The organism is Ignavibacteria bacterium (assembly GCA_016873845.1).
Lineage (GTDB): Bacteria > Bacteroidota > Ignavibacteria > Ch128b > Ch128b > JAHJVF01.
The window spans coordinates 1-11,121 of the sequence record VGVX01000077.1 but is presented as its reverse complement, the minus strand read 5'-3'; the positions used below and the strand labels follow the sequence as shown (position 1 = coordinate 11,121).

The 11,121-nt window shown below is 35.9% G+C and carries 10 protein-coding genes and 2 tRNA genes; 6 read left to right on the top strand and 6 right to left on the bottom strand.

Annotated elements, in window-relative coordinates:
- The 4 genes from FJ213_11455 to pyrR all read right to left on the bottom strand — a co-directional run.
- The coding region (locus FJ213_11455) for a hypothetical protein (GenBank protein ID MBM4176768.1) at positions 1 to 603 on the bottom strand (603 nt) is incomplete at its 3' end.
- A 33-nt stretch (positions 604 to 636) separates the two neighbouring features.
- The gene (locus FJ213_11450) at positions 637 to 1,923 is read right to left on the bottom strand and encodes a dihydroorotase (GenBank protein ID MBM4176767.1); all 1,287 of its coding nucleotides are present in this window, start codon (positions 1,921 to 1,923) and stop codon (positions 637 to 639) included.
- A 233-nt stretch (positions 1,924 to 2,156) separates the two neighbouring features.
- Positions 2,157 to 3,077: an aspartate carbamoyltransferase catalytic subunit gene (locus FJ213_11445; protein ID MBM4176766.1), complete on the bottom strand. Its 921-nt coding sequence runs from the start codon at positions 3,075 to 3,077 to the stop codon at positions 2,157 to 2,159.
- Positions 3,078 to 3,158: 81 nt separating this feature from the next.
- Entirely contained in the window at positions 3,159 to 3,707 is a 549-nt protein-coding gene (pyrR, locus tag FJ213_11440) for a bifunctional pyr operon transcriptional regulator/uracil phosphoribosyltransferase PyrR (GenBank protein ID MBM4176765.1), read from the bottom strand.
- A gap of 216 nt (positions 3,708 to 3,923) precedes the next feature.
- Between pyrR and FJ213_11435 the strand changes: the two genes are divergently transcribed.
- A complete protein-coding gene (locus FJ213_11435) occupies positions 3,924 to 5,447 on the top strand; it encodes an AbgT family transporter (protein ID MBM4176764.1) in 1,524 nt (507 codons plus the stop codon).
- 128 nt (positions 5,448 to 5,575) lie between these two features.
- On the opposite strand, the gene FJ213_11430 is transcribed toward FJ213_11435, so the two are convergent.
- Positions 5,576 to 5,648 (bottom strand) — tRNA-Val (locus FJ213_11430).
- A 75-nt stretch (positions 5,649 to 5,723) separates the two neighbouring features.
- Positions 5,724 to 5,801, bottom strand: a tRNA-Val gene (locus FJ213_11425).
- Between the two features lie 211 nt (positions 5,802 to 6,012).
- Between FJ213_11425 and htpX the strand changes: the two genes are divergently transcribed.
- From htpX to FJ213_11400, 5 genes are all read left to right on the top strand, one after another.
- Positions 6,013 to 6,867: a zinc metalloprotease HtpX gene (gene htpX, locus FJ213_11420; GenBank protein MBM4176763.1), complete on the top strand. Its 855-nt coding sequence runs from the start codon at positions 6,013 to 6,015 to the stop codon at positions 6,865 to 6,867.
- Positions 6,868 to 6,886: 19 nt separating this feature from the next.
- Positions 6,887 to 7,501 (top strand): hypothetical protein, encoded by a 615-nt coding sequence (locus tag FJ213_11415; protein MBM4176762.1) that lies wholly within the window; start codon positions 6,887 to 6,889, stop codon positions 7,499 to 7,501.
- A 37-nt stretch (positions 7,502 to 7,538) separates the two neighbouring features.
- Entirely contained in the window at positions 7,539 to 8,300 is a 762-nt protein-coding gene (gene bamD / locus FJ213_11410; GenBank protein ID MBM4176761.1) for an outer membrane protein assembly factor BamD, read from the top strand.
- Positions 8,301 to 8,364: 64 nt separating this feature from the next.
- Complete coding sequence (locus FJ213_11405) at positions 8,365 to 8,802, top strand: acyl-CoA thioesterase (protein MBM4176760.1); 438 nt, start codon at positions 8,365 to 8,367, stop codon at positions 8,800 to 8,802.
- Between the two features lie 142 nt (positions 8,803 to 8,944).
- A complete protein-coding gene (locus FJ213_11400) occupies positions 8,945 to 10,936 on the top strand; it encodes a VCBS repeat-containing protein (GenBank protein MBM4176759.1) in 1,992 nt (663 codons plus the stop codon).
- The last annotated feature ends 185 nt before the right edge of the window (positions 10,937 to 11,121 follow it).

The following is an 11,121-nucleotide window of genomic DNA, read 5'->3' as shown; positions in this document are numbered from 1 at the left end:
TTTCGGTATGAACAAACCTTCCTTCACGGAACCGAGCATCCCAGCACGTAAGACATCTTTATCAGCTTTAGATAAATTCCGTGTCATTTGCGGAGACAACATTTTATTATGCTTCACTTTGAAAAGATAGTCGCCAATAAATCCAAGGTCTTCATCAGTTGTTATCCAATCATATTTATCAAAGCGTGAAAGATTTATGGGACGGGAGTAACTTCTAAGAGATTTTTCCCCATTTGTATTGAAGTAAAAATCAAAGTAGGACATGATCAGCTCACGGATTGTCCTATAAATCGGTTCACGAAAACGAAGTGTCGTAAAATTAGATTTTGCAACCGCACCCCAATGTTCATTTTTCTTAAAGACGGCTATTACGTGGTCGTCATCATTATGTGCCATCAAATCAACAATCAAAGGTGGAAATCCCAAAGAACTCAATGCAGCAGCGGCAAACAACGCCCCTTCAAAGCAATTGGCTGATTTTTCTTTCAAAACTCTTTTTGGGGACTTGGTCACATAATCCGGATTGTATGGAAGCTTGCTCAAAAAGAGTTGAATGTCCATTGGGGTTTTAAACTTGTCAAATAGTGTAGATTCTTTTTTCATTGATTTCCTGCTGCCACAGATTCACAGATTTAATTAAATATTTAATTCTTGTTTGTTAATAATCAACTTTTTATTGTTGATCACACCAATTGCTCTGCCTTTTAATTCCCAACCATGAAAGGGTGTGTTAATACTTTTTGATTTTAAATTGAACCTGTCAACCGTCCAATTTTGGTTTGCATCGAGTATTGTGAGATTTGCATTTTCCCCAACTTCAATTTTAGCTTTGGCAAGATTAAATATTTCTCGCGGATTGATGGACATCTTCATTACTATATCTTCGAGCGATAATATTTTTGTGTGGTAAAGTTTTGTTAAAGTTAATCCAACAGAAGTCTCTAGTCCAATCATTCCAAAAGGCGAATAAATATATTCCCATTCTTTTTCTTCAATTGAGTGAGGTGCATGATCACATGCGATGCAATCGATTGTTCCGTCTTTTAGTCCTTCGCTAATTGCGTCAACATCTTCTTGCGAACGCAAAGGTGGATTAACTTTTGTGTTTGTATCATAAGTTTGAACTGCATCATCTGTTAATGTAAAATGATGCGGAGCGGCTTCTCCGGTTACTTTTAGTCCGCGCTTTTTTGCCTGGCGTAAAATCTCAACCGCCCCTTTTGTACTTATATGAGCGATGTGAAGTCTCCCGCCGCTATAATCAAGAACCGCAATATCACGTAATGCGATTAAATCTTCAGCAAGAGAAGGATGAGGTGGCAGACCAAACTTTGTAGAATTAAATCCCTCATTCATCACTCCATCGACTGTTAGAGAAGAATCTTCGCAATGTTCAACGATTGGTAGATTAAACATCGAGGAATATTCAAAAGCATATTTTAATAGATGAGAAGTCGAAACTGCCACTCCATCGTCGGAGAAACCAACAACACCAGCTTCAGCCATTTCTCCCAAGAATGCCAATTCTTTTCCCTCGCGCTTTTTTGTTACTGCTCCAATTGGATAAACGTCTACTAATAATCCTTTAGCTTTTTCTTTGATGAAAGTAACTACTTCAGCTGAATCGATTGCAGGTTCAGTGTTCGGCATACAGCAGATACCAGTAAATCCTCCTGCTGCTGCAGCGGAAGAGCCAGTCTCAATTGTCTCCTCATCTTCTCTCCCCGGTTCGCGAAGGTGAACATGAACATCTGCAAATCCCGGAGAAATAATTTTATCTTTTAAATCCAAAACATGATCCGCTTTAATTGAAATTGATTCATCTATTTTAGTGATGATCCCATCTTCGAGCAGGATATCTGCAGTCCGATTTAATTTTACTTGAGGATCAATTATTTGTGCATTCTGTAATAATACTTTCATGATATAAATTTTTTCAATTTTTTAGTTTTGAATTCACGACAAACCATTTTCCAATTCTATTATCCATCTTCCATCTTCATCGCCTACATTTCTATCCCTCTTGCCAGATTGGAAAATTGTGAACAGGTTCGCAGGTAAACGTTTTTCTTTTTCCATTCTCAATTCATCATTCTCCATTCTCAGTTTTCATTTCTCAATCTTCAATTTTCAATTCTCAATTGTCAATTACTACATTAGTTTCTTGTTCCAATTAAATATAGTACAGCCATCCGAACGGCAACACCATTAGTTACCTGTTGTAAAATTACAGATGAACTTCCATCGGCAATATCCGAAGCTAATTCAACTCCGCGATTGATTGGACCCGGATGCATGATCAAAACATCTTTTTTGTTTCTTAATAATTTTTCTTTACTTATTCCATAAAGCCGCGAATATTCTCTCAATGAAGGAAAGTTTGAAGCAGCTCCCCGTTCCAGCTGAATACGCAAAATATTTAATACATCGGAGAATTGTATTGCATCGTCAAGATTATGAAACACTGTAACGCCAAGTTTTTTTAGATCTCGCGGAATCATTGTTGCAGGACCGCAGACAGCAACATTCGCACCCACAGTGAGCAATCCGAAAATATTTGACATTGCAACCCGGCTGTGGGAAATATCACCAATGATACAAACATTCAATCTATCAAGTTTTCCCATTTGTTCTTTTATAGTATACATATCGAGCAATGCTTGAGTTGGATGTTCGTGACTCCCATCGCCAGCATTAATAACATATGAATCGATAAGCTGAGTTAAATAATGAGGTGAGCCCGCAGCAGTATGACGCATTACGACCATATCAATTTTCATTGCTTCGATATTTCGAACTGTATCTTTTAGCGTCTCACCTTTTGTGAGCGAGCTTGTGCTTGCTGTAAAATTCAGAACGTCTGCAGAAAGCCGTTTTTCCGCTAACTCAAAGGAAATCCGTGTACGAGTTGAGCTTTCAAAAAAAAGATTAACAACAGTTTTCCCCTGAAGTGTCGGTACTTTTTTAATTGGTCTGTCAATAATTTCTCTGAATCCAACAGCAGTTTCGAGTATTAATTCGATATCTTTTTTGGGAACTCCTTCTAAACCAAGCAAATGTCGTGATTCAAGCGGCATGTTTTTTCTCAATCAATTTTTATAAATCCAAGCATCTAAATCCAAAAACTCCATTAGTCTGGCAATGATTATTATTAAGCATTAATCATGACCTGTACTTTCAACTAAATAAACTGCATCCTCGCCATCTACTTCAACGAGTTTAACTTTTACTTCTTCATTGATAGAAGTTGGAATATTCTTTCCAACAAAATCAGCTTTTATTGGAAGTTCACGATGACCACGGTCTACGAGCACTACATATTGAATTGATGCATATCTACCGAGATCAGTCAAAGCATCCATAGCAGAGCGTGCAGTTCGTCCTGTATACAAAACGTCATCCACAAGAATTATGTCCTTATCAGTAATATCAAAAAGTATATTGGTTGCTTTAACTTCCGGCTGTGTCATTTTTACTCGCACATCGTCTCTGTAAAGTGTGATATTTAAAACTCCAAAGGGGATTTCGAATCCTTCCATCTCAGAAATTTTATTACAAATGCGTCTTGCTAAAAATTCACCGCGAGTTTGAATTCCAACAATGGCAATATTTTTTGCGCCATAATTACGTTCGATAATTTCATGAGCCAACCGGGTAATCGTGCGAGTTAAATTTTCATGATCGATTAGTTTTGCTTTTATTTGCATAAAAAAATCCCGACCAGCTTTGCCAATCGGGATCCCATATTTATTAAACTCTTTTTCATATTTCCTTATCTGCCTCACTGAGCAGACTTAAAGGTTTTTGTTTCTTTTCTAATATAGATAAATATCCTGCATATTCAAATTTCAATTTTCATCTTCTTATCAAATGCCCTATCTTTGCAGAGATTTTATTCAATTTGACAAAAGGAATACTTGAGAATGAAAACTATCTTTTCGAAAATCTTTTCTAAATCTCTTGATTACATTGAAATCATAGGTAATAAACTTCCACATCCGGCTACGTTGTTCGGTTTGTTGGCGTTGATTGTTGTTATTATCTCCTGGATTGGTGACTTATTCTCGCTTCAAGCGGTACACCCTGCGGATGAATCATTAATTACTGTTAGAAGTTTATTAAGCGGTGATGGAATTCGATGGATGTATACGAACATTACACACAATTTTGTAAACTTCCCTCCACTTGGCTATGTACTTGCTGTTATGATTGGAATTGGTGTAGCAGAAGGTTCCGGTTTATTCACTGTTATGATTCGTTCATTAGTCATAAATGCACCAAAGAGATTGATAACTGGCTCAATTGTTCTTGCGGGAATCATTTCCCACTTAGCTTCCGAAGCAGGTTACGTTGTATTGATTCCGCTTGGTGCAGTAATATTTCAGGCATTGGGAAGACACCCAATGGCAGGACTTGCCGCTGCATTTTGTGGAGTTAGCGGCGGATTCGGTGCAAATTTTCTAATTGGTTCTGTAGATCCAATTTTAGCGGGACTATCTCAATCTGCTGCCCAAATTTTAGATCCAACTGAAACTGTCAATCCTGCTGTGAATTTTTATTTCATGTTCGTGTCAGCATTTTTAATTGTAATTGCCGGTACTTGGATAACGGAAAAAATTGTTGAACCTCGATTAGGTAAATACAGCGGCGAAGCAGAAAAAATTGAAATTGAACAAATCTCTCCATTAGAGAAAAAGGGGTTGAAATGGGCAGGAATAAGTCTTCTCGCAATTGTGATTCTACTTGCATTCACAATTATTCCAGAAAGTGGAATATTCCGCGATCCAAAAACGAAAGATGTCCTTCACTCTCCATTCTTTGAGGGCATTATAACGGGAATATTAATTTTCTTTTTAGTACCTGGATTAGTCTATGGTGCAATTGTCGGATCAATTAAAAACGACAAGGACATGATGAAGCATATCATCAAATCGATGGGAACACTTGCAACTTACATAGTGCTCGTCTTCTTTGCTGCACAGTTCGTTTACTTTTTCCGTTACAGCAATTTAGGTTTAATACTTGCAATAGACGGAGCTGAATTTTTAAGAAATGTTGGGCTGACTGGAATTCCACTCATAGTGGCTTTTGTTTTACTTTCTGCATTTATAAATATGTTCATGGGAAGTGCTTCTGCAAAGTGGGCAATTATGGCACCGGTTTTCATTCCGATGTTTATGCTACTCGGTTATCATCCTGGATTGACACAAGCCGCATTCAGGATTGGCGATTCAGTTACCAACTTAATTACGCCAATGATGAGTTACTTCGCTTTGATTGTAGCATTTGCTCAAAAATATGATGAGAAGTATGGAATAGGAACAATTATCTCTACAATGATTCCATATACTGTATTGTTTACAGTCTTTTGGATAATTTTACTCGTTATTTGGATGTTGATTGGATTACCAGTTGGACCTGATGGACCGTTATACTTGAGCAATTAAGAATTGATAATTGAGAATTTATAATGCAAAAATATCGTGGTAAACTAATTTTGATTTTTGACTTCTGAGATTTGCTTTATTTTGTGGGCGCAGGAGGATTTCTCCATAGGAGTCCCTAATAAATTTTAAAAGAATTGTCGGGAGAACCTACGACCTCACGCGTGTGAAGCGTGCGCTCTAGACCAACTGAGCGGAGTTTATCCCGATATCATACACCTTTAAGCTTGGAATCGAGACGCCCTTAAATATCAAATTAAAATGTTTTCAAAGTGCCAATTGTGGGCACAGTAGGATTTGAACCTACGACCTCACGCGTGTGAAGCGTGCGCTCTAGACCAACTGAGCTATGCGCCCAAGTTCAATGAAAAGTGTAAAAATCAAAGTGCAAACTTACAAAACAATTTACATTTTTTTATACACGAAAAAAAATTGAACTGGATGATTCATTCAGAATCCTTCCAATTGCATGAAACATTCAGAAACTCACTTTCGTTAAATCTGCCAAATTACCTTGCTAAAACTTTAGTCAATAAGTAAATTTGAACTCAAATATCTAAGGAAGTTTATGAACACGATAAAAATGGTCTTTTTAATGACCTTAATGATGGTACTTTTTCTTGCAGTCGGATTTCTACTCGGCGGCAGAGAGGGTTTGATGATAGCTTTCGTTATCTCATTAGCTATGAATTTTATCTCTTATTGGTTTTCTGATAAGATAGTATTAAGTATGTACAGGGCACGAGAGATATCCGAAAAAGAAGCTCCAAAACTCTTTAGAATGGTCCAAAAGTTAGTCCAGAATAATAACATGCCGATGCCAAAAGTCTATGTAATGGAAAATCCAACTCCAAATGCTTTCGCAACTGGTCGAAATCCACAGAATGCTGCAGTTGCCGTCACAACCGGAATTTTGCAAATATTACATGATGATGAACTCGAAGGTGTACTAGCTCATGAGCTGGCACACGTAAACCATCGTGATATTTTGATTGGAACAATTGTTGCAACATTAGTTGGAACAATTACTTTTATTGCACGAATGGCTGGATGGACAATGATGTTTTCTGGTGGCGATAGAGACCGCCGCGGAGCCGGAGAAGCTATAACCTCACTCGTTTTGATGATCGTTGCACCAATAGCTGCAATGATGATTCAGATGGCAATTAGCCGTTCAAGAGAATTTTATGCCGACGAAGGAGGAGCAAGAATTTCCGGGAAACCGCTTTCACTTGCATCGGCACTTGGAAAATTAGAACAAGCTGCACAGTTACGGCCGATGGCTCACGCTGGCCCATCGTCTGCGCACTTATTCATTGTTAATCCGCTTAGAGGCAATTCAATCTTTAAGTTGTTTTCAACTCATCCTCCAATTGAAGATCGAATTCAGCGGCTTAAATTAATCGCGCAAGGACGAGTTTAATCTTTCACGTCTGATTGCGATGAATTTTAGTTTATACCGCAGATTTTTCCTGATTCTTTTTATTTGTGCAGGCAGCATTTCCGCATTCTCACAATCAGTAAAATCAAATCGAGAAATTGTTAATGAGCTTTTATCTACTTCATTCGCTCCTATTGAAAAACTTTCGTTCAATGAGAGTAGTTCGATAGGTATTCAGGTAGAAAGAAATATTTATAGTAATATACTCGAATCGAAGCTGATTCAAATATGTTCACATAAAAAATTACAGACTATGTTATCAAAAGAATCTGTAAACTATATTTTATCTGCTAAAGTAAGTTCAATTGAGATTTCATATCCAAAGATAATCGCCTCTCCTTTGTTTGGTGATAAAATGTTTGAAAGACATGTTCACATGAATGGAAATTACATTCTTATAAAAGATTCAGGTGTAATTCTCGAAAAAGAATTTAATGAAGTAAAAATTGATTCAGTTTATTCTTCTCAATTTCATCTAATTGAAGATTCGGATTACTCATTTTTGAAAGCTGAATTACCAAAAGAAAATTTATTCCGAACTTTAATTGAACCAGCGTCTATTGCAAGTGTGTCAGCGTTAATAATTTTTTTATTCTTTTCCCTGCGGAGCAATTAGTTTAGTTTTTATGTTAAATAAATCATAATTTTGTTCAATGAAAATAATCCAAATATTCCTCCTAATTATTATATCAAGTATGTACTTCTCATGCTCGAGCGGAAGCGATACAATTGGACTTTCACCAGAAGAAAGATTTACTATTGCAAAAGCTGAATACGAAGATGGTGACTATGAAGATGCACTTAATGAGCTTCAAGCAATTATACTTCAGTTTTCAGGTACAGCAATTATTGATGATACCCAGTATTATCTCGGATTGTGTCATTTTAATCGAGGAGAATTTATTCGAGCTGCATTCGAGTTCAGCAAACTGATTAGAGATTATCCAACAAGTGAATATATTAAAGATGCACAGTTTATGCTTGGTGAATCATACTTAGAATTATCTCCCCATTATTCACTCGATCAGCGATTTTCCCGCAAAGCCATTGAAGAATATCAAGCATTCATTGACTTTTTCCCAACGGATGAAAGAGTTCCTGCTGTAGAGAAAAAAATCGCCCAATTAAACGATAAACTTGCTGAAAAGATTTTCTCTTCAGCAGTTCAGTATAGAAAACTAAATAATCTAAGAAGTGCAGTAATTTATTTTGACTTACTGTTAGAGAAATTTCCTGATAGCAAATTCGCTGATGAGGCTTTATACAACAAAATCATTTTGTTAGTAGATAAATCACAAAATGAAGAGGCTTTAAGTGAAGCTAAAAGATTTCTTCAAAAATATCCAACCAGCGGCTATCTGAAAAACATTCAGACAATTATCATAGATTTGAATAGTAAACTTACATCAAATTAAATTATTCATCTTGAAAAATCAGACAGACAGACCAATCAGAAATGTTAACGACTCAGAGACCACAATGACTGAACTCGTATTGCCGAATGATACAAATCAACTTGGCAATCTGCTTGGCGGAAGATTGATGCACTGGCTTGATATTTGCGCAGCGACCGCAGCAGCTCGTCATGCAAATCGTGTATGTGTTACTGCGGCAGTTGATAAAATTGATTTCCATAATCCAATTCGGCTCGGTGAAATAGTAATATTGAAAGCATCTGTAAATCGAGTTTTTAATTCATCAATGGAAGTCGGTGTAACAGTTTTTGCTGAAAATACAAGAAGCGGGAAAATTACTCACACAAACTCAGCATACTTAACATTCGTAAGTGTGGATGACTCTGGAAAACCATGTTTGGCTCCTTTAGTGGAACCATCCACCCAAGAGCAAAAAAGAAGATATGAAGCTGCTCTCATTCGTAGGAATAAGAGGTTACATCAAAATAAAGTTGGGGAATAGCTCGTTCGCAAACTTGGCCTCTTCAATCAAATTTTTTTTAATTGCTGATTTAATATTCGGCAACGCACTACTTTATTCTCAAACGGAATTAAACGGTTTTGGGCGATACCTTAATTTCGAGAAGACTAACGGCTTATACAGCATGATCTCCTCCGATTTTGACAGTGATGGATTTGTTGATATTGCCGGGCTGGACAGCACAGGCAGATATTTGCTCGTCTATTTCGGTAAAGGAGCCAATCAATTTCATGGATTAACAAGATATTGGCTAATAACCAAGTCTGATAAAATTTATTCTGCTGACTTATTCAAAAAATTCATTCCGAATCTCATAAGCTTAAATAAGCTCTCCGGGAAAATTGAAATCTATTCGTTCGTTAATCGTAAGTTGAATAGAAATTTGGATATTTCGGTCGGATATTACCCTGAAAACTTAATGTTTGACGATTTTACTAATTCGAGAACCAAAGAAATTATTTGTTACGGTAAAAATTTTGGCGGCATCTCTTTAATAACTTTTCAAAATGAAGATTATAAAATTCAGAAGATCGATTCAGAAAACACCTACGCAAACGTGACGCCGATATTCTTAAATTCTGATGAGTATTTAGATCTCGCTGGAATCAGTCTAAAAGACCAAGAGCTGCATATTTTTACGAACCGAAACTTAAGATTTTCTAAATCAACAATAAAAAAATTCACAGACAGGATTGCACACTTAGCTTCTTCCGATTTTAATGACGACAACTTTAAAGATATCTGTCTTATTTCAAATTCTACGAATGAATTGATTATATTATATGGAAATGGTTTGGGTGGATTCCCTACTGCGGCATCGTTCGATTTACAATACAATGCAGATGAAATTATTATTCAAGATTTCACAAAAGATAATCTTACCGATATTCTATTTTTAGATAATGCTTCAAAAAATATTTTCATAAAAATCTTAAAAGAAAATCATGAATGGAACAGCAGCATACCATTAACTAAGTTCAACAATTTGATTTCGTTTTGTTTGTATCGAACAAGATCTCAAATCGGAATTCTTTGTTCAGAAGCTTTTGAAAGAAATATATTTTCAATCGTTAATTCAAGCTTGGCGCTCGAAAAAAATATTTTTACTCTATCATCAAATCCAACTTCAATTGAAGTCCTGAAAAACACTGACGAAGTAATAAATGAAATATGCTGGATTGATAAACTCGACAATAATTTCTGTATTCTGAAACGAAATGAATTTAACACGCCAGAGAGAATTTACAGATTTAAATTACTTCGGCAGTTCGATTCTTATGTAATTAACAAAACGTTAGAAAATCAATTAGATATTGTATTTTTCAGTCTCGGCAAAAATTACTTTGATTTCGTCAACTTCAATTTAAGTGACCAATCAATCTCAAGGAAAACGCTGACAATTTATGGTGCTATAGATAAAATTTTATTTTTTCCCACTGACCATGACACACCAAATGTTGCAGCACTCAATCAAAGGGGGAATTCAAATTACATAACTGTTACTAATCCGTTTAAGATAAATCCCATTATCATTGATGAACCATTAGTAAGCTCATCTGTATCAAATTATTTTTTCGATAGCGTTGAGAGAATTCTATTTTACATGCAGCCGCATCAAGTCGATACAATTATTGAGTTTAAAAGTAAAAAGTTTAATCCAACGTACTCTCAGGGTGAAACCAAAAATCATTTTCGAGCAGAGATAAAGAAAGGATCTCAAGTAATTACACATGCAATGGATTTAGGTGATACGAAGAAATTTGATATATTAAATTTTTTCAGCTCGAAAGGTGATGGATATTTATTGACCTCGTTCTACCAAACGGATGGATACTTGCCGGACAGTAAAGAAGATGAAATCATTCTACATGACAAAAGCAAAATCAAAGCCGTAAAAAATGATTTTTCGAAAACAAATGAATTTTACATTTATAACGAAAATTCTCAATCTGTTGAATCTTTATTATCTTTGAAAAAAGGTAAAAGAATCTTGACAAAAAAAATCAAGGAGGACAAAGAAATTCGGGAGTTTACGATCAATCTCTTACCACGTGAAAGAAGAGAACTAATTTATTTGCGCAATAATTCACCCTTCATTTATCTGGAGAATTTTTGATAGGCAAAATTAGAAACTTATTGTTCTACATTCTTGGTTTAATCTGTTTTATTAGTCCTACTTCAATAGCTCAAGATTTATCGGGTTCAAGTTTTCGCAGTAGAGCTGATTCTTTGTATCATCAGTTTGTTAATATTAAATCGAGAGTTCCCCTTCCTGCAGGATACTCCATCAGCGATAAAAAG

What these genes read in the sequence shown, in the direction of transcription:
- FJ213_11450 (MBM4176767.1), bottom strand. Translation starts at nt 1,923, where the DNA reads ATGAAAGTATTATTACAGAATGCACAAATAATTGATCCTCAAGTAAAA.
- FJ213_11445 (MBM4176766.1), bottom strand. Translation starts at nt 3,077, where the DNA reads ATGCCGCTTGAATCACGACATTTGCTTGGTTTAGAAGGAGTTCCCAAA.
- pyrR (MBM4176765.1), bottom strand. Translation starts at nt 3,707, where the DNA reads ATGCAAATAAAAGCAAAACTAATCGATCATGAAAATTTAACTCGCACG.
- FJ213_11435 (MBM4176764.1), top strand. Translation starts at nt 3,924, where the DNA reads ATGAAAACTATCTTTTCGAAAATCTTTTCTAAATCTCTTGATTACATT.
- htpX (MBM4176763.1), top strand. Translation starts at nt 6,013, where the DNA reads ATGAACACGATAAAAATGGTCTTTTTAATGACCTTAATGATGGTACTT.
- FJ213_11415 (MBM4176762.1), top strand. Translation starts at nt 6,887, where the DNA reads ATGAATTTTAGTTTATACCGCAGATTTTTCCTGATTCTTTTTATTTGT.
- bamD (MBM4176761.1), top strand. Translation starts at nt 7,539, where the DNA reads ATGAAAATAATCCAAATATTCCTCCTAATTATTATATCAAGTATGTAC.
- FJ213_11405 (MBM4176760.1), top strand. Translation starts at nt 8,365, where the DNA reads ATGACTGAACTCGTATTGCCGAATGATACAAATCAACTTGGCAATCTG.
- FJ213_11400 (MBM4176759.1), top strand. Translation starts at nt 8,945, where the DNA reads ATGATCTCCTCCGATTTTGACAGTGATGGATTTGTTGATATTGCCGGG.